This is a genomic window from Actinomadura rayongensis, from assembly GCF_009831215.1.
Classification (GTDB): Bacteria; Actinomycetota; Actinomycetes; order Streptosporangiales; family Streptosporangiaceae; genus Spirillospora; species Spirillospora rayongensis.
Genome location: NZ_WUTW01000003.1, coordinates 259,894 through 282,538, shown reverse-complemented (window position 1 = coordinate 282,538; position 22,645 = coordinate 259,894). Strand labels below are relative to the sequence as shown.

At 73.9% G+C, this 22,645-nt stretch carries 24 protein-coding genes; 12 read left to right on the top strand and 12 right to left on the bottom strand.

The window, feature by feature from the left end; translation table 11 throughout:
• Positions 1-51 precede the first annotated feature (51 nt).
• Positions 52-1,518: an AMP-binding protein gene (locus tag GQ466_RS18185; protein WP_161104158.1), complete on the top strand. Its 1,467-nt coding sequence runs from the start codon at positions 52-54 to the stop codon at positions 1,516-1,518.
• Here the strand turns inward: GQ466_RS18185 and GQ466_RS18180 are convergent, their stop codons facing one another.
• The gene (locus GQ466_RS18180; RefSeq protein WP_161104157.1) at positions 1,519-1,962 is read right to left on the bottom strand and encodes a MarR family transcriptional regulator; all 444 of its coding nucleotides are present in this window, start codon (positions 1,960-1,962) and stop codon (positions 1,519-1,521) included.
• Positions 1,963-2,080: 118 nt separating this feature from the next.
• Here GQ466_RS18180 and GQ466_RS18175 point away from each other — a divergent pair, with 118 nt between their 5' ends.
• Positions 2,081-3,265 (top strand): MFS transporter, encoded by a 1,185-nt coding sequence (locus GQ466_RS18175; protein WP_161104156.1) that lies wholly within the window; start codon positions 2,081-2,083, stop codon positions 3,263-3,265.
• A gap of 42 nt (positions 3,266-3,307) precedes the next feature.
• Positions 3,308-3,946: a LysE family translocator gene (locus GQ466_RS18170; RefSeq protein WP_161104155.1), complete on the top strand. Its 639-nt coding sequence runs from the start codon at positions 3,308-3,310 to the stop codon at positions 3,944-3,946.
• Here GQ466_RS18170 and GQ466_RS18165 read toward each other — a convergent pair.
• From GQ466_RS18165 to GQ466_RS18155, 3 genes are all read right to left on the bottom strand, one after another.
• Entirely contained in the window at positions 3,943-5,619 is a 1,677-nt protein-coding gene (locus tag GQ466_RS18165; RefSeq protein WP_378186477.1) for a serine/threonine-protein kinase, read from the bottom strand. The two genes, GQ466_RS18170 and GQ466_RS18165, sit on opposite strands and share 4 nt — an antisense overlap.
• Positions 5,620-5,638: 19 nt before the next feature.
• Positions 5,639-7,309: a serine/threonine-protein kinase gene (locus GQ466_RS30880; RefSeq protein WP_202420719.1), complete on the bottom strand. Its 1,671-nt coding sequence runs from the start codon at positions 7,307-7,309 to the stop codon at positions 5,639-5,641.
• 77 nt (positions 7,310-7,386) lie between these two features.
• Positions 7,387-8,052, bottom strand: coding sequence for a TetR family transcriptional regulator (locus tag GQ466_RS18155; protein WP_161104154.1), 666 nt, complete (start codon positions 8,050-8,052; stop codon positions 7,387-7,389).
• 280 nt (positions 8,053-8,332) lie between these two features.
• Here GQ466_RS18155 and GQ466_RS18150 point away from each other — a divergent pair, with 280 nt between their 5' ends.
• Together GQ466_RS18150 and GQ466_RS18145 are read left to right on the top strand one after the other, a co-directional pair.
• A complete protein-coding gene (locus GQ466_RS18150) occupies positions 8,333-8,572 on the top strand; it encodes a hypothetical protein (RefSeq protein ID WP_103562473.1) in 240 nt (79 codons plus the stop codon).
• A 128-nt stretch (positions 8,573-8,700) separates the two neighbouring features.
• Positions 8,701-8,967, top strand: a complete 267-nt coding sequence (locus GQ466_RS18145; RefSeq protein ID WP_161104153.1) for a DUF6504 family protein — start codon at positions 8,701-8,703, stop codon at positions 8,965-8,967.
• Positions 8,968-9,032: 65 nt separating this feature from the next.
• Here GQ466_RS18145 and GQ466_RS18140 read toward each other — a convergent pair whose 3' ends face one another.
• From GQ466_RS18140 to GQ466_RS18125, 4 genes are all read right to left on the bottom strand, one after another.
• Positions 9,033-9,713 (bottom strand): DUF4328 domain-containing protein, encoded by a 681-nt coding sequence (locus GQ466_RS18140; protein ID WP_161104152.1) that lies wholly within the window; start codon positions 9,711-9,713, stop codon positions 9,033-9,035.
• A gap of 81 nt (positions 9,714-9,794) precedes the next feature.
• Positions 9,795-10,151 (bottom strand): hypothetical protein, encoded by a 357-nt coding sequence (locus tag GQ466_RS18135; protein WP_161104151.1) that lies wholly within the window; start codon positions 10,149-10,151, stop codon positions 9,795-9,797.
• Positions 10,152-10,802: a response regulator gene (locus GQ466_RS18130; RefSeq protein ID WP_161104150.1), complete on the bottom strand. Its 651-nt coding sequence runs from the start codon at positions 10,800-10,802 to the stop codon at positions 10,152-10,154.
• Positions 10,799-11,977 carry a histidine kinase gene (locus GQ466_RS18125; protein WP_161104149.1) on the bottom strand — a complete coding sequence of 393 codons (1,179 nt, stop codon included), beginning with the start codon at positions 11,975-11,977 and terminating at the stop codon, positions 10,799-10,801. Before GQ466_RS18125 ends, GQ466_RS18130 begins: the two co-directional genes overlap by 4 nt.
• Positions 11,978-12,097: 120 nt before the next feature.
• On the opposite strand from GQ466_RS18125, the gene GQ466_RS18120 reads away from it, so the two are divergent.
• Both GQ466_RS18120 and GQ466_RS18115 read left to right on the top strand, forming a co-directional pair.
• Positions 12,098-12,346 (top strand): hypothetical protein, encoded by a 249-nt coding sequence (locus tag GQ466_RS18120; protein ID WP_161104148.1) that lies wholly within the window; start codon positions 12,098-12,100, stop codon positions 12,344-12,346.
• Positions 12,347-12,857: 511 nt separating this feature from the next.
• Positions 12,858-13,088 carry a hypothetical protein gene (locus GQ466_RS18115; RefSeq protein WP_161104147.1) on the top strand — a complete coding sequence of 77 codons (231 nt, stop codon included), beginning with the start codon at positions 12,858-12,860 and terminating at the stop codon, positions 13,086-13,088.
• A 1,063-nt stretch (positions 13,089-14,151) separates the two neighbouring features.
• Here GQ466_RS18115 and GQ466_RS18110 read toward each other — a convergent pair.
• Positions 14,152-14,958 carry an SDR family NAD(P)-dependent oxidoreductase gene (locus tag GQ466_RS18110; RefSeq protein ID WP_161104146.1) on the bottom strand — a complete coding sequence of 269 codons (807 nt, stop codon included), beginning with the start codon at positions 14,956-14,958 and terminating at the stop codon, positions 14,152-14,154.
• 98 nt (positions 14,959-15,056) lie between these two features.
• Here GQ466_RS18110 and GQ466_RS18105 point away from each other — a divergent pair, with 98 nt between their 5' ends.
• The gene (locus tag GQ466_RS18105; RefSeq protein WP_161104145.1) at positions 15,057-15,677 is read left to right on the top strand and encodes a TetR/AcrR family transcriptional regulator; all 621 of its coding nucleotides are present in this window, start codon (positions 15,057-15,059) and stop codon (positions 15,675-15,677) included.
• Between the two features lies 1 nt (position 15,678).
• Here the strand turns inward: GQ466_RS18105 and GQ466_RS18100 are convergent, their stop codons facing one another.
• Positions 15,679-16,659: a sigma-70 family RNA polymerase sigma factor gene (locus GQ466_RS18100; RefSeq protein ID WP_161104144.1), complete on the bottom strand. Its 981-nt coding sequence runs from the start codon at positions 16,657-16,659 to the stop codon at positions 15,679-15,681.
• A gap of 114 nt (positions 16,660-16,773) precedes the next feature.
• Here GQ466_RS18100 and GQ466_RS18095 point away from each other — a divergent pair, with 114 nt between their 5' ends.
• The 3 genes from GQ466_RS18095 (at position 16,774) to GQ466_RS18085 (ending at position 20,359) form a co-directional block, all read left to right on the top strand.
• A complete protein-coding gene (locus GQ466_RS18095) occupies positions 16,774-18,174 on the top strand; it encodes an MFS transporter (RefSeq protein ID WP_161104143.1) in 1,401 nt (466 codons plus the stop codon).
• Positions 18,175-18,288: 114 nt separating this feature from the next.
• Positions 18,289-19,728, top strand: coding sequence for an MFS transporter (locus tag GQ466_RS18090; RefSeq protein ID WP_202420718.1), 1,440 nt, complete (start codon positions 18,289-18,291; stop codon positions 19,726-19,728).
• Positions 19,729-19,732: 4 nt separating this feature from the next.
• Positions 19,733-20,359, top strand: coding sequence for a TetR/AcrR family transcriptional regulator (locus GQ466_RS18085; protein ID WP_161104142.1), 627 nt, complete (start codon positions 19,733-19,735; stop codon positions 20,357-20,359).
• 6 nt (positions 20,360-20,365) lie between these two features.
• On the opposite strand, the gene GQ466_RS18080 is transcribed toward GQ466_RS18085, so the two are convergent.
• A complete protein-coding gene (locus GQ466_RS18080; protein WP_161104141.1) occupies positions 20,366-20,893 on the bottom strand; it encodes a peroxidase-related enzyme in 528 nt (175 codons plus the stop codon).
• A gap of 46 nt (positions 20,894-20,939) precedes the next feature.
• Positions 20,940-21,725, bottom strand: a complete 786-nt coding sequence (locus GQ466_RS18075) for an SAM-dependent methyltransferase (protein ID WP_202420717.1) — start codon at positions 21,723-21,725, stop codon at positions 20,940-20,942.
• Between the two features lie 108 nt (positions 21,726-21,833).
• Here GQ466_RS18075 and GQ466_RS18070 point away from each other — a divergent pair, with 108 nt between their 5' ends.
• On the top strand, positions 21,834-22,625 hold the full coding sequence (locus GQ466_RS18070; RefSeq protein ID WP_161104139.1) for a class I SAM-dependent methyltransferase: 792 nt from the start codon (positions 21,834-21,836) through the stop codon (positions 22,623-22,625).
• Positions 22,626-22,645: the final 20 nt, after the last annotated feature.

Here is a 22,645-nt window from a genome sequence, read left to right as displayed (position 1 = left end):
AAACCGCGAACCGCGCGTGTCGGCGTGCATACCGGGCGTAGCCTCCTCTCCATGCAGGAGGTTCGGACGGACGACAATCTCGCCGCGGCGCTCGCGCGGCGCGCGGAGACCCGGGGCTGGCGGGACCGCCCCCTGTTCCGGACGGCCGCCGGAACGCTCGGCCACGGCGCGGTCCACGACGCGGCGGCGCGCGCGTCCGGGGTGCTGCACGCCGCCGGGGTGCGGTCCGGCGACCGCGTCCTCATCGCGCTGTTCGATTCGCCCGCGTTCGTTGCGGCGCTGCTCGGTACGTTGCGGCTCGGTGCGGTCGCGGTGCTGACGGGGCCGGAGCAGAGCCCGGACGAGCACGCCCACATCGTCGCCGACGCCGAGCCCCGCACGGTCGTCTGCGCCCCCGACCTGGCCGGACGCTTCCCCGGACGGCACGTGGTCACCGGCGACGACCTCGCCGACGAGCCCGCGCACGTCCCCGACCCCGAGCCCGTCGGGCCGGACGCGCCCGCCTACGTCCAGTACACGTCCGGGACGACCGGCGCCCCGAAGGGCGTCGTCCACCGCCACGGCGACCCCGAGGGCTACGTGCGGGCGCTCGCGGACGGCGCGCTCGCGCTGACGTCGAGCGACGTCGTGCTGTCCCCGGCCAAGGCGTGCTACCCGTTCGGGCTCGGCGCGACGGTCTTCTTCCCGATGTTCCGGGGGGCGTCGGCGGTGCTGTGGCCGGACATCCCGACCGTCGCGGGCGTGCTGGAGCAGGCCCGGACGCACCGGCCCTCGCTGCTGTTCACCGTCCCGACCCTGTACGCGCGGCTCGTCGCGGCCGACGGCGCGGACCTGCGCGACGCGCTCGGGACGCTGCGCGCCGCGCTGTCGGCGGGCGAGCCGCTGCTGCCGTCGCTCGCCGCCCGGGTCGAGGACGCGCTCGGCTGCCCGGTCCTGGACGGCCTCGGCAGCACCGAGGCCGGGCACACGTTCGTCTCCAACACGATCACCCGGCGGCGGCGCGGGACGCTCGGCGTCCCGCTGGACCCGTTCGAGATCGAGGTCCGGGTGGACGGCCGTCCCGCGCGGACCGGGGAGACCGGCGTCCTGTACGTGCGGGGGCCGTCGGTGACGCGCGAGTACCTCGGCCGTCCGGGCGTGCTCGGCGCGGACGGCTGGCTGCTCACCGGCGATCTCGTCCACGTGGACGAGGACGGCTTCGTCCACCACCACGGCCGGCTCCGCGACCAGGTGACCGTGCTCGGCGAGCCGGTCGCGCCGGTGGAGGTCGAGCGGACGCTCGGGCGGCATCCCGGCGTGGTCGAAGTGGCGGTCGTCCCGGACGCCGACGGGGACCTGCGCGCGTTCGTCGTCCTGGACGACGCGACCGCCCCGACCCGTGCCACCGAGGACGACCTCATCGGCTTCGCGGGGGACCGGCTGCCCGCGCACAAGGTGCCGCGCTCGGTGGTGTTCATGGCGGAGATGCCGCGCACGCCGTCCGGGACGATCCGCCGGGCGGCGCTGGCGCGCGGCTGATCACACCTTCAGGTCGGCGAGCGACTCCAGCGCGCGGACCAGCGGCGTCAGCTCGGGCAGGTCGGCGGCCTGCGCGAGCGCGTCCTCCAGCGCGGCGTTGTGGGTGGGGGCGGCGCGCAGCTCCAGCGCGCGTCCCTCGTCGGTGACCTGGGCGTAGATGCCGCGCCTGTCCTCGGCGGAGATGACGCGGGTGAGCAGGCCGCGCTCCTCCAGCCGGGTGACGAGCCGGGTCGTCGCGCTCTGGCTGAGGACGAGCCGGGCCGCCAGCTCCTGCATCCGCGTGTGCGGGCCGTCCGGGCCGGCGAGGTGGTGGAGCACGCAGTACTCGTTGACGCTCAGACCGTGCTCGGCCTGCAGCGACCGCTCGATGCGGTCCTCGATGCGGGCCTGGAGCGCGGCGAGCGTCCGCCAGCCGCGGGCCCGTGCGTCGTCCTGGCGTGACACGGCTCACCCTCCTGCGCGTTTGCCCCGCACGTTCCTTGCGTGCTGAGATAGTCGGCGTCTGCAACTAATGCTTCCGCTCGCTATCGGCGTACGCCGGTAATCCTACCGGAGGACCGTCATGCCCCTCGCCCTGCTGGCCCTCGCGCTCGGCGCGTTCGGGATCGGCACCACCGAGTTCGTCATCGCCGGACTGCTGCCCGACCTCGCCGGCGACTTCCACACGTCCATCCCGGCGGCGGGCCTGCTGGTCTCCGGCTACGCGTTCGGGACGGTCGTCGGCGCCCCGCTCGTCACCGCCCTCGGCGCCCGGCTGCCCCGCAAGGGGATGCTGCTCGGGCTCGTCGGGCTGTTCATCGCCGCGCACGTCCTGTCCGCGCTGGCGCCGGGGTTCCTCGCGCTGCTCGGCGCGCGGATCGTCGCGTCGTTCGCGCACGGCGCCTACATGGGCGTCGGGTCGGTCGTCGCGGCCGGGCTGGTGCGGCCGGAGAAGCGCGCCAGCGCCATCGCGCTCATGTTCGCCGGGCTCAGCCTCGCCAACGTGCTCGGCGTCCCGCTCGGGACGGCCGTCGGGCAGCGGTTCGGCTGGCGCGTCACGTTCTGGGTGATCGCGGTCGTCGGCGTGCTGGCGTTCGCCGGGATCGCCGCGCTGGTGCCGCGCTCGCCGCGTCCGGCGGCCGGGGTCCGCAGCGAGCTGGGCGCGTTCCGGCGCGGACGGGTCTGGCTCGTCCTGCTCACCACCGCGCTCGGCTGGGCGCCCGCGCTCGCCGTGATCACCTACGTCGCGCCGCTGCTGACGGACGTCACGGGGTTCTCGTCCGGCGCGGTGCCGCTCGTGCTGACGTGGCTCGGCGTCGGGATGCTCGCGGGCGGGCTGCTCGGCGGACGCTACGCCGACCGCGCGCCGCTGGCCAGCGTGTACGTGACGATCGCGGCGCTGGCCTTGACGTCGCTCGTCCTGCTGGTCACCGCGCACAACAAGGCGACGGCGGTGGTGACGCTCGCGGTGTTCGGCGTCGTGGCGTCCGCGACGATCCCGGCGCTCCAGTCGCGGGTGCTCGCCACGGCCTCGGACGCGCAGACGCTGGCGTCGGCGGCCAACGTGGCGGCGTTCAACCTCGGGAACACGGTCGGGCCCGCGCTGGCCGGGGTCGCGATCGGTGCGGGGCTCGGTTATACGGCGCCGCTGTGGGTGGCGGCGCTGCTCGGGGCGGGCGGGCTCGCGGCGGCGGTGGCGTCGGCGCGGCTGGAGCGGCCTTCCGTCGCGCCGGTCGCGGAGGGCGCGCGGGAGCGGTCGTCGGTATAAATCCTGTTTTGCCTGGCGAGTCGGGTGATTAGGGTGCCGGTCATGGTCGCCCCCGGAAACCTCCTCGCCTTCTCGGCCCTGGCGCTGCTGATCATCCTGGTGCCGGGGCCGAGCGTCCTGTTCGTGGTCGGCCGCGCGCTCGCGCACGGCCGCCGCGTCGCTTTGACGGGCGTCGTCGGCAACGAACTCGGCGCGCTCGTCCTCACCGCCGCCGTGGCGTTCGGCGTCGGGTCGGTGGTGGCGCGCTCGCTCGTCGTCTTCACGGTCCTGAAGCTGTGCGGCGCTCTTTACATCGTGTACCTGGGCGTGCAGGCGTTCCGGCACCGACGCTCTTTGGCCGAGGCCGCCGACGCGGTCGCCGGGCCGGTCGGGACGTGGCGCGCGCTGCGGCAGGGCTTCGTCGTCGGCGTGACGAACCCGAAGACGCTCGTGTTCTTCGCGGCCGTCCTGCCCCAGTTCGCCGACCCCGAACGCGGCGGCGTGCCCGCGCAGATGCTCGTGTTCGGGCTGGTCTTCTGCCTGCTCGCGCTGCTGTGCGACGGCCTGTGGGGCCTCGCCGCCGGGACGGCCCGCGCCTGGTTCGCCCGCTCGCCCCGCCGCCTGTCCGCCGTCGGCGGCACCGGCGGCCTCATGATGATCGGCCTCGGCGTCGCCATCGCCACCACGGGCCGCAAGGACTAGTACTCGCTGACCCTGATGTCGTCGAAGAAGGCCACGGCACTGTTGTCGCCGAAGCTGCTCGTGTCGATGCCGATGTCGCCGGGGATGAGGGGGTGCTCGGTGTCGGTGAACGACAGGGTGCGGTCTCCGTTGACCCACGCCGTGATCCGGGTCCTGCGGCCGTCGCTCGCGTCCACGGCCACCTGGAGCCGGTTGAGCCCGGTCGTGACGAACGAGCCGATCGTCGCGTGCTTCAGCTCGGTTCGGCCGCCGCCGGCGTATTTGCCGAGCCACAACGTCCCGTAGAGGCGCAGGCCGAGCTGGTAGCGCTCGCCACCGGCCGCCAGCAGGGTCAGGCCCGCCTCCCATGCCGCCGACGGCGGGCCGGTGCGCAACTGGACCTTCACGTCGATCAGGTAGCGGCCCGTCGAGGACACGCGCATGTTCGGGATCTTGCAGCCCTTGTGGGACTGGGCGTCGGCCATGAGCATGTAGCTGCCGTCGTCGTAGACGCCGCAGAGGAAGTGGCTGTCGGGCCAGCCGGAGGAGTCGTCGGAGAAGTCGTCCCGCACGATGAGCGCGCCGGGCTTCGGCGGGCCTCCGGGGCGGGTGGTGAACCAGGCCAGCAGGGCCGCGACGGTGATGAGGGCGACGGCGAAGGCCGCCAGCGGGACGGGGCGGCGCCACCGCCGCGCGCGGGACACGGGCGGGCGCGGTGCGGCCGGGTCGGGCGCGGCGGTGTTGAGGCCGGCCGGGTCGCGCACGGTGTGGTCGGGGGTGGCCGGGTCGGGTGCGGCGGTGTTGAGAGCGGCCGGGTCGGGCGCGGGGGTGACGGGGACGCGGGGGACGGTCGGGGGCGGGGTGTCGGGGACGGTCGGGGCGGGTGCGTCGTCGCCGGTCAGGTGGGCGAGGATCGTCCGGGTCGTGGGGCGGCGGGACGGGTCCTTGTCCAGCGCGGCGGCGACGAGCGGGCGCAGGGCCGGGTCGAGGTCGTCCAGGTCGGGGTCGGCGGTCGCGACGCGGTGCAGGATCTCCGGGACGGTCGAGCCCGCGAACGGGGAGCGGCCGGTGCCCGCGAACGCGACCACGCAGCCCCAGGAGAACACGTCGGCGGCGGGCGTGATCTCGCCGCCGCGCGGGATCTCGGGCGCGAGGTAGGCGGGCGTCCCGACGAACTGGCCGGTGCGGGTGGGGCCGTCCACGGCGTCCAGCGCCCGGGCGATGCCGAAGTCGATCACGCGCGGGCCGGTGGACGACAGCAGGACGTTCGCGGGCTTCAGGTCGCGGTGGACGATCCCGGCCCCGTGGATCGCGCCGAGCGCCGTCGCGATGCCGACCGCGAGCCCTTCGAGCGTCCCGCCGCGCATCGGCCCGCCCGCGCGGACGGCCTGCTCCAGCGACGGCCCGTCCACGAACTCGGTGACGACGTACAGCGGCTCGCCGTCCAGCCGCGCGTCCAGCACGGCCGCCGTGCAGAACCGGCGGACCCGCCGCGCCGCCGTCACCTCGCGCCGGAACCGGGTCCGGAACGCGTCCTCGTCGGCCAGCTCGGCGTTGATGACCTTGACGGCGACGGGCCGCCCTGCGGGGTCCTCGGCCCGGTAGACGGTGCCCATGCCGCCGCGTCCGAGCCGTCCGGTGAGACGGTAGGGGCCCAGCTCGCGCGGGTCGGTGCTCGTGAGGGGACGGGTCACGCGGACGCCTCCCGGGACGTCAGTGGATCTCGGAGATCTCGAAGTCGTCGAACAGAACGGTCACCATCGCGCTGGACGGTCCCACCCGTGCGACGGTCAGGCCGGCGTTCCCGTTCGGGAGGATCTGGCCGCCGTCGGTCGCGGACGCCGCGCGCGTGCCGTTCAGCCAGGCCCGCAGCCGCACCTCGCCGCCGTCCTGCTCGCACGCGAGCTGGACGGTGTTCTGCCGCCCCGGCCGGTAGCCGGGCGCGTCGTCGGAGGAGTACAGCTCCTTGGACCCGCCGTCGGGCGTGACCTTGCGCAGGACGGCACCCTTGCCGTCGCGCCGGACGAGGAACCGGTAGGACGGCAGCAGGTTCGTCTTCCCCGCCGAACTGCGGCAGTAGACGCCGAATTGTCCGTAGTCGGGCCCGCCGGTGATCTCGGCCTTCACCGTGACCAGCTCGCGCACGGGCAGCGGACGCTTGCGCACGTCGATCGGCGAGTCGGTGACGGCCGAGTCGTCGGAGTCGCGCAGGTCGATGCGGTAGTGGCCGCCCTCGTAGCCGTCGTCGGGCGCGGGCGCGGTGTAGACGTTCCCGGACCAGCCGGACGCGGTCTGACTGAAGTCGTCGCTGAACACGCTCGCGGTGTCGGACGGCGGCCCGGACGGACGCAGCGCCGCCCACAGCCCGACCCCCGCGACCAGCAGCAGCGCGACGGCCGCCGCGCCGAGCGCGAGCGGCTTGACCGGGAACCCGCGCGGCGGGGGCGGGTCGTGGCGGGTGGGGTCGGCGGAGACGCGGCGGGTCTGCATCGTCTGGTCGTAGGCGGGGCCGTGCCAGGACGACTGGACCGTCTCGGCGATCTGCGCCGGGTTCGGCCGCGGGTGCCCGACGAGGCGGCTCAGCAGGTCGTCCACCGTCGGCCGCTGCCGGGGGTCCTTGTGCAGGGCGGCGGCGACGAGGTCGCGGAGGGCGGGGTCCAGGCCGTCCAGCGCGGGCGGCTCGTGCGCGACGCGGTACAGGATCTGCGGCATCGTCGCGCCGTCGAACGGGGCGCGGCCGGTGCCCGCGTACGCGACGACGCAGCCCCAGGAGAACACGTCGGACGCGGGCGTGACCGGTTCGCCGCGCAGCAGCTCGGGCGGCAGATAGTTCGGGGTGCCGACGAACTGGCCGGTGCGGGTGGGGCCGTCCGCCGCGTCCAGCGCCCGGGCGATGCCGAAGTCGATCACGCGCGGGCCGGTGGACGACAGCAGGACGTTCGCGGGCTTGAGGTCGCGGTGGACGATCCCCGCCCCGTGGATCGCGGCGAGCGCGGTCGCGACGCCGACCGCCAGGCCCTCCAGGTCCGAGCCGGGCAGCGGCCCGCGGTCGGCGACGGCGCGTTCCAGCGTCGGCCCGTCGATGAACTCGGTGACGACGTACAGCGGCTCGCGGTCCAGCTCGGCGTCCACGACCGGCGCGGTGCAGAACCGGCGGACCCGGCGCGCCGCCGTGACCTCGCGGCGGAACCGCTCCCGGAACGCCGCCTCCCCGGCCAGCTCCGGGTTGATGACCTTGACCGCGACCCGGCGGCCCGCCGCGTCCTCGCCGAGCAGGACGGTGCCCATCCCGCCCCGGCCGAGCCGCGACAGCAGCCGGTACGGGCCGAGTTCCCGCGGATCGCCGGTGCCGAGCGCGTCGTTCTCTCGTGCGTGCGAGGTCATGGAGGGGTCCTGGAGGGGTTCTCGGGGAGCTGTGGGGAAACCATAGCCGTCCCGCACGCGCCGGGAGGAATCGGAATTCAGGTCCAGTCGCGCATGGTCTCGCGGGCGACGGCGGCGAGGTCGGTCATGCGGCGGGCGATGGCAGCGGGGTCCCACACGTCCAGCCGCGCGCACTGGTCGAACGCCACCCGGATCGCCGCCGAGTGGAACGCGACGATCAGCGCGGCCCGCGGGTCCCCGGGGTCGACGCCCTCGCGCTCGGCGACGACCCGCGCCAGCGTCTCCTCGGTCTCGTGGAACCGGGCCATCTGCGCGGCCATGAGCGACGGGTTGGCCTCCACGACCTGCTGGACGCGGCGGAAGCGGCCCGTCTCGTCCGGGCCGGTCTCGGCCACCGCGCGCAGCATCGCGCGCATCGCCTCGACCAGCGCGGTGAACGGCCGCTCGGCGGAGGGCCGGGCCCGGACGGCGGTGATCAGCACCTGGTCGAAGTCGGCCAGGAACGCGGTGACGACGTCCTCCTTGGTGGCGAAGTAACGGAAGAACGTCCGCTGGGACACCTCGACGGCCGCGACGATCTCGTCGATCGTCGTCTCCTCGTAGCCCTTGCGCAGGAACAGGTCGAGCGCGGCGTCGATGAGCGCGAGCCGGGTGCGCTGCTTCTTGCGCTCGCGCAGCCCGGCGGCGGGGACGGCGCCGGCGGCCTCGGGATCGGGCTGACCGGGACCGGGGGCGGCGGTCATCGAGGGCTCCTTCGCGCGGTGCTCGCTTTTTCTTAGTGGGTCTATCACGCCGGGCTCAAGGCCGCCCCCGCCGACCTCCCGCGTAAGCATCTCGTGACCCTCTGTTCCGTGACCGCCACGTTACGCGGGGGCAAGAATGAGCCGACTGAGCCCCGCGCGGCCCGGACCGCCGGGCGGCGCGGGGCGCGCCACCCCCTCGTCGCCGGGCGACCGGCGGCGAACCTTCACCCCGAGGCGGCTGATCACGGTGTCCGTAGCCCGTGCCCAAGAACCGGCGCAGATGCGCCGGCGTCATCTCGCGCTGCTCGCCCGCGCGGTCGGTGCGCGCGGGCTGCACTGGCGCCTGGCGGGGCCGGGGGAGTCGGTCCTCGCGGTCACCGGACCGCGCTCGGGGCAGCAGGTGATGATCGTCGCGATGCCCACCGGGGCGGGCTGGTCGTACCTGTGGACGGGCGGGGGCTACGCCGACGTGACCGCCGTCGATCATGCCGCGGAGGCCATCGCACACCTTCTGACCTGATGTTTCGTCCGACCCCGCCTTGCTCCCCCGTGGCGGCGTTCCCTAGACTCGGCCTGCCGAACACATGTTCGAGCGTTCCGCATGACTTCCCCCGTGCGGCGATGACACGACAGGGACGGGGGGAGTGGATGACGCGCGTGTTCGCCGATCCGGTGGCGGTCGCGACGAGCGGCGGGGAGCCGTCGGAGTTCGTCTGGCAGGGCCGCGCCCGCACGGTGCGGCGGGTGCTGGAGCACTGGGTCCTCACACCGGACTGGTGGCGGGATCCGCCCGCCGACGAGGTCCGGCTGGACTACTGGCGGGTCGAGGCGTCCGCCGGGGAGGGGCTCGCGGTGTACGAGCTGCGGCACGAGCCGTCCGGCGGCGCGTGGACGCTCACGGCCGTCTGGGACTAGGGCGTGCCTCGCGGTCGAAGATCGCTGAACGAGCCGCCGGGCGGCGGGGGACCTTGAAGCACCGGCTAGTCGCCGCGCAGCAGTTGCAGGCGGGTGATCTGGAAGACCGTGACCATGCAGAACGCGGCGGCGAGCGCCTGGCACGCCGCCGCCGCGACGCCGAGGTGGACGTCGAACCGGGCGTCGGCGAGCGTCTCGACGTCCGCCACCGCGAACAGGCGGGCCAGCAGCGCGCCGGACAGCAGGAACGTCCACCAGCCCGCGACGACCGCGCCCGCGACCTGGCGTTCCGTCGTCCGGTACCGGCCGCTGTTGACCCACACGTCGTACACCACGCGCGGCGGCACCCACAGGTTCACGACCGGGCATATCCACCCGAACACCACCCAGGCGCGGTGGTGGCGGTGCGGCCCGGGCGACTGCCGGTGCGCGCGCCACAGCCAGCCGAGGTACAGCAGGCCGGTCATGCCAGCGAGGACGGCGCAGACCACGAACACGTCCGCGTACGGCGCGAGGACCTTCCCGGTGTTCACCGGGTCATAGGTGTCGTGGGTCTCGCCGCGCAGCGGGCCGCCCGCGCGCAGCAGACTGATCCCCGAGCCGAGCGCGATGAACGCGTTGAACCCGAGCAGGAGGAACACCGCGACGCCGACCGCGCGGAAGTCCCGCCGCCGGGCCCAGGCGCCGCAGTGCGGGCAGCGCACGACTTCGCGGGGGATGATGTCGCCGCAGAGCGCACACGGCATGACCCCACCTCCCTGGCGCTTTTGCCCGCACGTATCCCGATCCTACGTAACGCATGACCGGACATCGTCCGATTAAGCGGGTCAGAGGATCAGATGCGTCCCGGCGGTCATGCCCAGCGCCGCGACGACCAGGAACAACGCGAGCCGGCCCCACCCGCCCGTCGCCACCAGCCGCCGCGGCCGGAAACCCGTCGTCAGCGTCAGCGACCACCACACCGCCGCGACCCCGACCGTCAGTGGCAGCGCGCCGTACCCGACCAGGGACGGCACCAGCAGCGCCGTCGGAGCGGTCAGGACGTGCGCGAAAACCGCCGGGCCGCGCGTCCCCTCGGGCAGGCCCGCGTGAAGCCCCGCGAGGACCGCGCCCCACCCCGTCGCCGCGACGATCCACAGCACGACCACCGGCGTCGGGAAGCCCGCCAGCGACTCGGGCGCCACCTAGCGCCCCACCAGCCCGGACTCCCACGCCCACGCCGCGACCTCCACGCGGTTGCGCGCCGCGAGCTTGCGCTGGACGCTCCCGAGGTGCGTCTTGACCGTGGACGGCGACACGAACAGCTCGGCCGCGATCTCCTCGTTCGTCCGGCCGCGCGCGACGAGCCGCACCACGTCCAGCTCCCGGTCGGTCGGGCGCTCGCGCGGCGTCCGGGGCACGGCGGGCGGCGTCGCGAGCCGTGCCAGCAGCCGCACGGTGATCGACGGGGACACCAGCGCCGCGCCCTCGGCCGCCGCCCGCACCGCCTCCACCAGCAGCGCCGGGCCGCTGTCCTTGAGCAGGAAGCCCGCCGCGCCGCCGCGCAGCGCGCCGTAGACGTACTCGTCCATGTCGAACGTCGTGACGATCACGATCCGCAGCGGGTCGGGGACGCCCGGGCCGGCGAGCAGGCGGGTGGCCTCCAGGCCGTCCATGCGCGGCATGCGGATGTCGAACAGGCACACGTCGGGACGCAGCTCGCGGGCCAGCTCGACCGCGCGGACGCCGTCCGCCGCGTCGCCGACCACGGTCATCTCCGGCTGCGAGTCGATGATCATGCGGAACCCGGCCCGCACCATCTCCTGGTCGTCGGCGATGAGCACCCGGATCGTCACGCGGACGATTCTCGCAGGACATCCCTTATGGGCAGGACGGCGGCCACCCGCCACCCGCCGTGCGGACCCGGCCCCGCCCACAATCGGCCGCCGAGGGACGCGACCCGCTCGTCGAGCCCGGCCAGGCCGAACCCGCCGGACGGCAGCAGCCGCCCGCGGCCCTGGCCGTCGTCGGCGACCTCGATCGCGACGGCGTCCGGGCCGCTCCTGGTGATCGCGATCCGCACGGCCGTGGCGTCCGCCGCGTGCTTGCGGACGTTCGTCAGCGCTTCCTGGACGATGCGGTGCAGCGTCGTCGCGACCTCCGGCGGCGGCGCGCCGACGTTTCGGTCGATGGTGAGGAACGCCCTCGGGCCCGTCCAGCGTCCGACCAGGTCGGCGATCTGGTCCAGCCCGCCGACCGGCCGCAGCCCGGCGGGATCGTCGGACGCGTCGCGCAGCAGCCCGACCATGCGCCGCATCGACGCCAGCGCCTCCCCGCCCGCCTTCTCGATCGAGGCGAGCATCCGGTCGAGCTGCTCGGGGCTCTGCGCGGCCTGGGACCCGGCCGCGAACCGGGCCGCCTGCGCCTGGACGACGATGCCCGTGACGTGGTGCGCGACGAAATCGTGCAGGTCCCTCGCCAGCTCCAGGCGCTCGTCCCGGCGGGCGCCGGCGAGCGCGCGGACCCGGCGGGCGTCCAGCGCGCGCAGGTAGAGCCCCGCGCCGACCGCGACGGCGACCAGCACGCCGAGCGGCGCGACGGCGACCGGCAGGACCGCCGCGTCCGGGCTCCGGCCGGCGCAGAACACCACCGCGCCGCCGGTCAGCGCCGCCAGCGCGGGCAGCCGGGGCTGCGGCGCCTTCCAGACGACCCGGACGACGAGCACGAGCAGCCAGAACACCTCCACCGGCACCGTCACGCCGAACTGCGCGGCGTTCTGCGCGGCGACCAGCAGCGTCACCGCGATCGACGCCGCCGCGACCCCGGCCGCCCAGCGCAGGACGTTCCGCCACATAAGCGCGCCGACCGCCGCCGCCACCGCCACGGCGTCCATCGCGAGGTGGACGGGGGAGACCTCGCGCAGGAGGAGCGAGGCGAGCACGGCGAGGGCCGTCGCACCCCAGCCCACCAGGCGCAACAGGCAGCCGCCCGCCGAGTGGACGCGTTCGAGCGTCCCGCGCTGTTCCGTCACGCCTCCTGAGGCTACGACCTGCGGCGCACCACCGGATCAACCGTTCGTATGACCTCGCGGGGCCGAACTGTAGACGGCGGGTTGATGTGGTCCGGGAGGCCGTGCGCGCACCCTTGACTCATGGACCTCATCTTCGTGCCCGCCGCGCTGCTGTTCCTGGCCTTCGTCCTGTACGCGGGCCTGGCCGTGCCGCTGACGGACGTCCTCGAACCGCTGCTCGACCGGTGGCGCGCCCGAAAATCCGTTGAGCACCGCGCGACCGATCCGCCATTCTCACCGCAAGCGCCCGACAGCCCCCGCGACCCGCTCGCCGCCCCGACAGCCCCCGAACGCACACCCACCGCCGCCCGCTCCAACGCACCACCGTAAAACCCGTCCCGGGGGGAACGCACCGGAGAGCCGTCCGCCACCCGCAACGGGCGTCAGTAACAGCGCCCGCAACGGCGTCGGGAACAGCGCCCGCAACGGCGTCGGCAACGGCGCCCGCAACGGCAACGGCGTCGGCAAGGGCGTCGGCGGGGGTGTCGGCGGGGGCGTCGGCAACGGCGTCGGTAACGGCAACAGCGCGCAACGGCGTCGGCGGGGGCAACGGCGCCCGCAACGGCGTCGGTAACAGCATCGGCGGGGGTGTTGGCGGGGGCGTCGGCGACGCCGCCGACGGCGCACCGCCGGAAATCCTGCTCGGGGAGCGCGCCGCAGGGCCGTCCGGCCACGCCCCGCCATGATCTGCGCACCGTCGGTCTCCGGGGCGCCGAAATGTCAGTGGCAGGACATAACGTGAGTTGCAGGTGAGACGAAGGCCACGGAATAGGAACCGGCTCGGAGAGCTTTTTCCTGGCGTGGTACCGGGTACGACCCGTGTCGGAGGAAGGGGTAGCCAGTGAACGAGACGACGTTCCATCTGACCCACCCGCGATTTCACGGACCCGCCGAACGCACGCTCGTCGAGCCGTGGCTCGGCGAACTGTCCGGCCTGTCGCTGAACGGCTACACCGAGACCGCCCCGTCCACCGGCCCGGCCCTCCTGCCGAGCCCGCTGTCGGTGGTGGAAGCGCTGATCACGCCGCCCGGCTACACCGCCCACCGCCGCCGGGTGGCCCTGGCGGCCTGACGCCCCGGTGCCCGTGGCCCAGCACCACGGGCACCCCCGAACCTTCCCGCCCCCGACACATCCCCGCCATTCACACGACTCAGACATAAACACCGTCCATCCGCGCACCCGCGAACTCTCCCCGCTATTCCGACATTCGCATGACGACTAGGTAACAATTACCTCACCGTCACGTCACTGCTCCGTGCACGCCCCACGCGAAAACCGGCGACCCCAAACCGCCGACGCACTTCCACCCACCGTCGCCCAAGACTTCTGCGTACCCGCGGCCCCAAGCCCAGCGCGCGCAACGAGCCCCGCGTATCGCACGACGTGCCGAACGATCTGCCGGGCGACGCATCGCGCCGCGACCCGCAACAACCTCGCACTGACACGACTGCCATGCGCCCACGCGGACAAGCGTGGAGCGGCCGAGTAGTGGGCGGACGAGCAGTGGCCCGCACGGCGCTTCGGCCCGTCAGCGCGTCCCCGGAGCAGCCGACGCCATCGCCAGGCCCGCCACACGTCGCCACACCGCGACGCCTCAACTAGGTCCCGCGTCGCCGCCCGCACGCCCTCACTTGCGTGTCGTGCCGGACGCCGGGTCCGTAGCCGTCCGCTCAGCCCTGCCGCGCGTGAACTCGCGCGCTTCGCACGCATGGGTGCATGGGTGCAGCGCGCCATGGCGCTCCGATCGTCAACGCGGCGTGCAGGCGTCGCAAGGCGACGCCGTGCGCCGCGCTGTTCGCGCACGCCGTGCGCCGCGCTGTTCGCGCACGCCGTGCGCCGCGCTGTTCGCGCACGCCGTGCGCCGCGCTGTTTTGGGGTCGCTGAGTCCGTGTTCTGTGGTTCGCGGTTTCGTGTCGTCGGGTGTGTTGGCGCGTTGGCGGGTGGCGGGGTCGGGGGTCGACTGGGGGTGGGGCGCTTGGGAGAGGGAGATCTTTTGGCTTGTCGGTGCTTGATCGGGGTGGGCGGCCCATGGTCCGGGGTGCCCACGGCGGGAGTTTGTAGGGCGTGATGTGGTTGTGGCTGTGGGCGTGCGTTGGCTTGGCCGCTGGGCGGGGCTTGGGCTGGTGGGGTGCGGTTAGTTGACGGTGGGGGTTAGGGCGCCGTCGATGCGCAGGTTTGCGCCGTTGATGGATGCGCCTAGTGGGCTTGCTACCAGGGCGGTCAGGGCGGCGATTTCGTGGGGTTCGGTCAGGCGGCCGGACGGGTTGGCCAGTGGGCCTTGGAGGAGCGCGCGGGTTGCGGCGGTCGTGTCGTCGCCCATGCCGTGGTGGTGAGCGAAGTTCAGGGCCAGTTCGTGGAAGTGCTCGGTGGCGGTGGGGCCTGGGCTGATCGTGTTGGCCGTTACGCCGGTGCCGGTCAGTTCCTTTGCGAGGGACACCGTGAGGTTGGCCAGGGCCGCCTTTGTTGCGCTGTAGGCCGCCTTCATCGGCAGCGGGAAGGGGTGGGCGGCGCTGCCGATCTGGATGACGCGGCCCCAGCCGGCCGTTCGCATCGGCGGTGTCAGGGCGGTGATCAGGCGGACTGCGGATGCCACGTTCGCGTTGTAGAGGGCCAGCCATTGGTCGGGGCCGTCCGCCGTCCAGGTCGGCTCGCCGTCGTTCGACGCGGCGTTGTTGACCAGGATGTCGATGCCTCCGAAGGCCGTTTCGGCTGCTTCGGCGATGCGCTGGGCGTCGGGGTTGGTCGTCAGGTCGCCCAGGGCGATCGCTGACCGGCCGCCTCGCGCGGTGATGGCGTCGGCCGTTTCCTTTGCGCGTGCGGCGTCGCGGCCGTGGACGATGACCGCGGCTCCCTCGGCGGCCAGGGTCAGGGCGATGGCCCGGCCTATTCCGCTGGTGCTGCCGGTCACCAGTGCGCGTTTTCCGTTCAGCTGCAGGTCCATTCGGCTCCCTGGTGGGTTTTCGTTGGACAGAGTGTCTTTCAGTGGACATGTTGTCTTCCGTTGGACGGTGTGTCAAGCGAAAGCTAGGATCCAGGTCCATGGCCACCCGCAAGTACGAGCAGCGGCTGCGCGCCGACGCCGCCGAGCAGACCCGCCGCCGTGTCCTGGACGCGCTCTACCGGCGGTTGTGCGAGGCGCCCGCCGAGCCGGTCGCCGTCGAGCGCGTCGCGAGCATGGCCGGGGTGTCGCGCTCGACCGTCTACCTGGTGTTCGGCTCGCGGGCCGGGCTTTTCGACGCCCTCGCCGACGACCTGCGCGGACGCGGCGGATTCGAGCTTCCGGCGGGCGGGGGCGGCGGCGATGCCCGCGCGGACCTGCGCGCCTCGATCCGCGCCGCCGTGCCGCTTTTCGCCGAGCACCGGCAGGTGCTGCGGGTCCTCTACTCGATGGCGGCGCTCGATCCCCGGGCCGTCGGCGGCGCGGTGGAGCGCATGGGCCGGGGCCGCGCCGAGGGCCTGGCCTGGCACGCCGAGCGCCTGGCCGGGCAGGATGCGCTCCGGCCCGGCCTGACCCCGGCCCGCGCCGCCGATCTGCTGTGGGCCGTCACCGGGTTCGAGTTCTTCGACCAGCTCCGTTCCGGACGCGGCCTGCCCGCCGCGACGGTCGCCGACCTCATGGTGGAGGCCGCCGAACGGCTGGTTCTGCGCGATGAGCCGTGAGCTAGGTCAGGACGCGCGGCACGGCGAAATCGTCGAACAGCGCCTCGTCGATGAAGCTGGACACGTGCGTGATGCCGGACGGACCGAGCGTCAGCACCTGGATGGAATGGGCGTGCAAGAGGCCGTCCGCGTTGCGCAGGTACATCGCGAAAGCGGGCTGGTTGTTCGCGGTCACCGGCACGAGGCGGTTCCCGCCCGGCCCGGCCGACGAGAGCCGGGAATGCAGGAGCCGCCCGATCGACGCCCGGCCGCTGAACCACGACACGACCGGCGGCATCTCCCACGACGCGTCCTCGGTGAGCAGCCGGGTGAGCGCGGGGACGTCCACTGACTCGAACGCCCGCACGTAGCGGTCGAGGAGCGCGCGGCGCGCGGGTTCGGCCGGTTCGGTGATCTCGTCGTCGGCCGGGACGAGCCGGGACAGCCGCGCGCGGGCCCGCAGCAGCGTGCTGTTCACCCCGGTCGCGGTCATCCCGAGCATCCCGGCGACGTCGGCGGCGGGCCAGGCGAGGACGTCGCGCAGGATGACCACGGCGCGCTGCCGTCCGGGCAGGTACTGCAGCGCGGCGATCAGCGCGAGCCGCAGCCCCGCCCGCGCGGCCACGACGGACGCCGGGTCGTCGGGCGCAACCCCGAGCAGGCGGTCGGCGAGCGGCCGGAGCCAGGTCACCTCGGGCGCGCGGACGCCGCTGCGCCCCGGGTCGTCGGACGGCGGCGCGAGGCCGGACGGCATGACCCGCCTGCTGCTGTGCTCCAACGCGTTCAGGCAGGCGTTCGTTGCGATGCGGTACAACCACGTCCGTATCGACGCCCGCCCCTCGAAACGGTCGTACGACCGCCACGCGCGCAGGTACACCTCCTGGACGACGTCCTCCGCGTCGTGGACCGACCCCAGCATCCGGTAGCCGTAGGACAGCAGCTCGCGCCGGAACGGGTCGGTCAGCCGGGCGAACTCCGCCGCCTGGTCCGAATCGGTTCTCATGTCGCACCTCCCCTCCTACCGACCGGCGACGGCGGGCGAAGTCGTCGGCCGCAGCCCGCCGAATTTCCGGCATCGGCCCGGTTTGTACAGGCAGCCGATGAAGGGAAGACGACTATGGCTCGCAGGACCAGCGGCAGGCTGCTCGGCCTGACCGCGACGGCGTCGCTGATGGTGGCGCTGGACGCGACGGCGGTGTCGACCGCGCTGGCCAGGATCCGCCTGGACCTGGCCGCGACCGTCGAACAGCTCGAATGGACCGTCAACGCCTACAGCCTCAGCTTCGCCGTCCTGCTGATGACGGGCGCCGCGCTCGGCGACCGGTTCGGCCGGCGGCGGATGTTCGCGGCGGGGCTCGGCCTGTTCACGGCGGCGTCGGCGGCGTGCGCGCTGGCGCCGGACGTGGGGTGGCTGATCGCCGCCCGCGCGGTGCAGGGGAGCGGCGCCGCGCTCGTGATGCCGCTCGCGATGGCGCTGCTCAGCAACGGTTTTCCGCCCGAGCGGCGAGCGAAGGCGCTCGGCGTCTTCGCCGGGATCACCGGCCTGGCGGTGGTCGCGGGCCCGGTGGTCGGCGGGATCGTCACCGAGGGCCTGGCCTGGCAGTGGATCTTCTGGCTCAACGTGCCGATCGGCCTGGTGGTGATCCCGCTGGTGCTGCGGGACGTCCCGGAGAGCCGCGGCGCCGGGACGTCCTTCGACCTCGGCGGCGTCGTCCTGGTGACCGGCGGCGCGCTCGGGCTGGCCTGGGGCCTGGTCCGCTCCGGCTCGGCGGGCTGGGACGCGGCCGAGGTGGACGGCGCCCTGGCCGCCGGAGCCCTGCTGACGGCCGCGTTCATCGTCTGGGAGCTGCGCGCCGAGAAGCCGATGGTCCCGTTGCGGCTGCTGCGCGAGCGCGGCTTCTCCGCCGGGAACGCCGCGGGCTTCCTCATGTACGCGGCGCTGTACGGCTCGCTGTTCTTCGTCGCGCAGTTCTTCCAGACGAGCCTGGGCGACGGCCCGATGATCACCGGGCTGCGGCTCATGCCCTGGACGGGCACGGTGACCGTCGTCGCGCCCGTCGCCGGAGCGCTCGTGAACCGGATCGGCGCGCGGACGCTCACCGTCGCCGGCCTGACGCTCCAGGCCGTCGGCATGGTGTGGCTGAGCCTGGCAGCGGACCCGGACGCGGCCTATCCCGCGCTGGTCGCGCCCATGATCATCGCGGGCGCGGGGATCAGCATGGCGATGCCCGCCGTCCAGACCGCGGTGATCAACGCGGTCGCGCCGCAGCGGATCGGGACGGCGTCCGGCGTCTTCAACACACTGCGCCAGCTCGCCGCCGTCTTCGGCGTCGCGGTCCTCGCGGCCGTCTTCACCGCGCACGGCGGGTACGGCGGCGCCCGGGCGTTCGCGGACGGCTTCGCGCCCGCGCTGGCCGTCAGCGGCGCGTTCTCGCTGGCCGGGGCGGTCGCCGCGCTGCTCATCCCGCGCGCGGCGAGGACGGCGCCGACCCCGGCCGTCCCCGCGCTCGCCCGCTGACGCCGTTATTCCCGACTGGGCGGGTGGGAAGTCTCACCTACCGGAACCGGAACTCAACATCCGCTTCGGACGTAGCCTGACCACGTCCCCATCCGCCCAGCCCGGGATCCCCTTTTGACCCACACCGCAGGCGCCGGGCGGCCACGCACCGGCGCCACCTTCCTCGTCCTCTGCCTCGGCATCATGTCCTACGCGCTGTCGCAGTCCCTCGTCTCGCCCGTCCTGCCCACGATCCAGCACCACCTGCACACGTCGCAGAGTTCGGTGACCTGGGTGATGACGGCCTATCTGCTGTCGGCGTCCGTCGCGACGCCCGTCCTCGGCAAGATCGGGGACGTCGTCGGCAAGGAGCGGATGCTGCTCGTCGCCCTGCTCGCGCTCGGGGCGGGCTCGCTGCTGGCGGCGCTCGCCTCGTCCATCGGCGTCATGATCGCGGCGCGGGTGATCCAGGGCGTCGGGGGCGGCGTGCTGCCCCTGGTCTTCGGCATCATCCGCGACGAGTTCCCGCGCGACCGCGTGTCCGGCGCGATCGGGACGGCGGCGGCGCTCATGGGCGTCGGCGGCGGCCTCGGCATCGTCGTCGCCGGGCCGATCGTCAACACGCTCGACTACCGCTGGCTGTTCTGGCTCCCGCTGATCGTCATCGTGGTCGCCGCCGTCGCCACGCACCTGGTCGTCCCCGAGTCGCCGGTGCGCGCGCCCGGCCGGATCAACCTGCTCGCCGCCGCGCTGCTGTCGGCGTGGCTGGTCGCGCTGCTGGTCCCGATCAGCGAGGGCTCGCGGTGGGGCTGGACGTCCGGCCGCGTCCTCGGGACGCTCGCGCTCGCGGTCGTCCTCGCCGCCGCCTGGATCGCGGTGGAGCTGCGGTCGGCCGAACCGCTCATCGACATGCGCATGATGCGGCTGCCCGCCGTCTGGACGACGAACCTCGTCGCCCTGCTGTTCGGTCTCGGCCTGTACTCGCTCATGGCGTTCCTGCCCGCGTTCGTGCAGACGCCGCCGTCCGCCGGCTACGGGTTCGGCGCGAGCGTCACCGAGTCCGGCCTGTTCCTGCTGCCGATGACGGTCACGATGTTCTTCAGCGGCCTCGCGGCGGGACGGCTCGGCCTGCGGTTCGGGGCGCGCGCCGTCCTCGCGCTCGGCGCGGTGCTGCTGATCCCGTCGATGGTGCTGCTTGCCGCCGTGCACGCCGAGCGCTGGACGATCTACCTGGTCGCCGCGCTGTGCGGGGCCGGGATCGGGTTCGCGTTCTCCGCGCTGTCCGCGCTGATCGTGACGGCCGTGCCGCCCGCGCAGACCGGCGCCGCGAGCGGCATGAACGCCAACATCCGCACGATCGGCGGGTCCATCGGCACGGCCGTGACCGGGTCGATCATCACGTCCGGCGCGGTCGGCGGCCTGCCGAAGGAGTCCGGGTACACGCACGGGTTCTGGTTCCTCGCGGGGGCGGCGGCCGTCGCGCTCGCCACCACGCTCCTCGTGCCGCGCGCCCGCCGCGCCGTTCCCGAACCCGTGCGGGAGGCCGGGACGCTCGTCCCGGCGGCCGATAATTGACCCCATGGTCACCGCAGACGCCCGTCCGCTCCGCCGCGACGCCGCCCGCAACCTCGAACGGGTGGTCGCCGCCGCCCGGGAGCTGTTCGCCGAACAGGGCCTGGACGCCAGCGTGGAGAGCATCGCCGCGCGGGCGGGCGTCGGCATGGGGACGGTCTACCGGCGCTTCCCCACCAAGGAGGCGCTGATCGAGTTCCTGGTGGCGCAGCTCGTCCGGGACGCCCTCGACCTCGCCCGGCGGGCGCTGGACGAGAGCGACGGCACCGGCCTGGAGTCCCTCCTGCGCGGCATGGGCGAACTCCAGGCCGCGCACCGGGGCTGCCTGCGGCGGCTGTGGGCGGGCACGCCGTCGGCCGAGCGGCAGGAGTTCCGGTCGATCGTGCAGGAACTGCTCGTCCGCGCGCAGGACGCCGGGACCGTCCGGCCCGATCTGGCGGCCGGGGACGCGCTCGTCCTGTTCTGGTCGCTGCGGCACATCGTCGAGCTGACCGCCGGGGTGGACCCGGACGCGTGGCGGCGGCACCTGGACGTCCTGCTCGCCGGAATCGCCCCGTCGGGCCGCCCGCTCGCGCACCGCCCGCCCACCTACGCCGAACTGGACGAGATCCAGACCCGCCATTCCGCTCGCTGAAAAACGTCAGGCATAACCGCCGGTGACGAGCCCGCGCGCCATCATCGCGTAAGCGCCGGGATCGGCCGGGGCCGTCGTCGCGAGACCGTCCACATAACGGTTGTACATGCAGAACGCGGCGGCGATGAGAATCGCGTCGTGGATCTCCCGGTCACCCGCGCCCGCCGATTTCGCGGCGGCGACGAGTTCGGGCGTCACGGCCGTCCCGCCGCGCTGGACGGCCTCGGCCAGCCGCAGCAGCGCGCGCAGCCGGGGCGTGACCGGAGCGGCGTCCAGATCGGCCGTGACCTGGCCGAGGACGGCGTCGTCGGCCAGCAGCTCGGCCGCGCACGCCCCGTGGGACCCGGCGCAGAAACCGCACCCGTTCAGTTCCGAAACGTAGGCGGCGATCAATTCCCGCTCGCCGGTGGAAAGGGGACCTGGACCGCGCAGCAGCGCCTCGGCGAGCGCCCGCAGCGGCCCCGCCGTCTCCGGCCGGTAGGCGAGCAGGGCGGGGAGTCCGGGCAGGTCGCTGCCGAGGTCGATATGCGGCACGGGCACCTCCGAGAAAAAGATGATCAGCGGCACCCTAGCGGCGCGGTCAGGGTTTGCGGGCCACTCCACCGAAGGTCATGACCTCGTCCGGAAGGCCCCAGCGGTTCGGGAGCGGGCGCCACCGCGAGCACGACACGACGCCCGGTTCGAGCAGGTCGAGCCCGTCGAAGTAGCCGGTGATCCGGTCGGCGCCGCGCGCCCGGATCGGGTGCGGCGTGCCCGACCCGTTCCACACGCGCATTGCGGTGCGGGTGGCGTCGACGTCCAGGCACGCGTGGGTGAGAACGAGGTAGCTCCCGGACGGCAGGGCGTCCACGAGCGTCCCGACGATCCGGGCCGCCTCGGCGTCGTCGGTGAACAGGTGCAGGATCGCGAGCAGCATCAGCGCGACCGGACGGTCCAGGTCCAGCGTCGCGGCGGCGGCCTCCAGGATCTTCTCCGGGTCGCGGGCGTCGGCGTCGACATAGCTCGTCGCGCCCTCGGGCGTGCTGGTCAGCAGCGCGCGGGCGTGCGACAGGACGAGCGGGTCGTTGTCGACGTAGACGATCCGCGCGTCGGGCGCGAGCCGCTGCGCCATCTCGTGGGTGTTGTCGGCCGTGGGCAGACCCGTCCCGACGTCGAGGAACTGCCGGATCCCGCCCTCGTGGACGAGCGGCGCCATGACGCGGCCGAGGAACTGCCGGTCGGCGCGTGCGGCGGCGGCGATGCCGGGCACGTGCCGCGCGACCTCGTCGCCCGCGCGGCGGTCGACCGCGTAGTGGTCCTTGCCGCCGAGCCAGTAGTTCCACACGCGCGCCGAGACCGGCCGGCTGACGTTGACCTCGGGGTCCATGGCGCCCATCGTCGCACATCTCGGACGTCTCGCATTATGAGATCCACTTCTCAAATAGTGGTCACGGTGTCTAGGGTTGCGGAGCAGGCAACGCCACGGGAGGAAGTCATGACCAGCTACACCCACGGCCACCACGCGACCGTCCTGAGTTCGCACGAGTGGCGGACCGCCGAGAACTCCGCCCCGCACCTGCTGCCGCACCTGACGCCCGGAGCGGAGGTCCTGGACGTCGGCTGCGGCCCCGGCACGATCACCGCCGGCATCGCCGCCCGGGTCGCCCGCGTCACCGGGATCGACGCGGCGGCGGGCGTCCTGGAGCGGGCCGCCGCGCACGCCCGCGAGCAGGGCGCGGACAACGTCGCGTTCGCGGTCGGCGACGTCCACGCGCTGGACTTCGCGGACGACTCCTTCGACGTCGTCCACGCCCACCAGGTGCTGCAGCACATCGCCGACCCGGTGCGGGCGCTGGCCGAGATGCGGCGCGTGTGCCGGCCGGGCGGGATCGTCGCCGTCCGCGAGGCCGACTTCGGCGGCATGGTCTGGTACCCGAACCCGCCGGGCATGGACGCCTGGCGGCCCGTCTACGAGAAGGTGGCGCGCGGTAACGGCGGCGAGCCGCACGCGGGACGCCGCCTGGTCGCCTGGGCGCACGCGGCCGGGTTCGCCGACGTCACCGCGACCGTGTCGTCCTGGTGCTACGCCACGCCGCAGGAGCGCGAGTGGTGGAGCGAGACGTGGGGCGGGCGGATGGTCCACTCCGACGTCGCCGAGACGGCCGTCGCGCGCGGCCACGCCACCCGCGCCGAGCTGGAGGCGATCTACGCGGGCTGGAAGGCGTGGGCCGCCGACCCGGACGGCTGGTTCACCGTCCCGCACGGCGAGATCGTCTGCCGCGCCTGACCGCCGGGGCGCCGCGCGGG

Bases quoted from the DNA above. Each gene is read 5' to 3' on its own strand.
- GQ466_RS18085 (WP_161104142.1), top strand. From the start codon at position 19,733: ATGGTCACCGCAGACGCCCGTCCGCTCCGCCGCGACGCCGCCCGCAAC.
- GQ466_RS18075 (WP_202420717.1), bottom strand. From the start codon at position 21,725: ATGGACCCCGAGGTCAACGTCAGCCGGCCGGTCTCGGCGCGCGTGTGG.
- GQ466_RS18145 (WP_161104153.1), top strand. From the start codon at position 8,701: ATGACGCGCGTGTTCGCCGATCCGGTGGCGGTCGCGACGAGCGGCGGG.
- GQ466_RS18070 (WP_161104139.1), top strand. From the start codon at position 21,834: ATGACCAGCTACACCCACGGCCACCACGCGACCGTCCTGAGTTCGCAC.
- GQ466_RS18100 (WP_161104144.1), bottom strand. From the start codon at position 16,659: ATGAGAACCGATTCGGACCAGGCGGCGGAGTTCGCCCGGCTGACCGAC.
- GQ466_RS18105 (WP_161104145.1), top strand. From the start codon at position 15,057: ATGGCCACCCGCAAGTACGAGCAGCGGCTGCGCGCCGACGCCGCCGAG.
- GQ466_RS18155 (WP_161104154.1), bottom strand. From the start codon at position 8,052: ATGACCGCCGCCCCCGGTCCCGGTCAGCCCGATCCCGAGGCCGCCGGC.
- GQ466_RS18110 (WP_161104146.1), bottom strand. From the start codon at position 14,958: ATGGACCTGCAGCTGAACGGAAAACGCGCACTGGTGACCGGCAGCACC.
- GQ466_RS18150 (WP_103562473.1), top strand. From the start codon at position 8,333: ATGCGCCGGCGTCATCTCGCGCTGCTCGCCCGCGCGGTCGGTGCGCGC.
- GQ466_RS18175 (WP_161104156.1), top strand. From the start codon at position 2,081: ATGCCCCTCGCCCTGCTGGCCCTCGCGCTCGGCGCGTTCGGGATCGGC.
- GQ466_RS18120 (WP_161104148.1), top strand. From the start codon at position 12,098: ATGGACCTCATCTTCGTGCCCGCCGCGCTGCTGTTCCTGGCCTTCGTC.
- GQ466_RS18140 (WP_161104152.1), bottom strand. From the start codon at position 9,713: ATGCCGTGTGCGCTCTGCGGCGACATCATCCCCCGCGAAGTCGTGCGC.
- GQ466_RS30880 (WP_202420719.1), bottom strand. From the start codon at position 7,309: ATGACCTCGCACGCACGAGAGAACGACGCGCTCGGCACCGGCGATCCG.
- GQ466_RS18185 (WP_161104158.1), top strand. From the start codon at position 52: ATGCAGGAGGTTCGGACGGACGACAATCTCGCCGCGGCGCTCGCGCGG.
- GQ466_RS18170 (WP_161104155.1), top strand. From the start codon at position 3,308: ATGGTCGCCCCCGGAAACCTCCTCGCCTTCTCGGCCCTGGCGCTGCTG.
- GQ466_RS18095 (WP_161104143.1), top strand. From the start codon at position 16,774: ATGGCTCGCAGGACCAGCGGCAGGCTGCTCGGCCTGACCGCGACGGCG.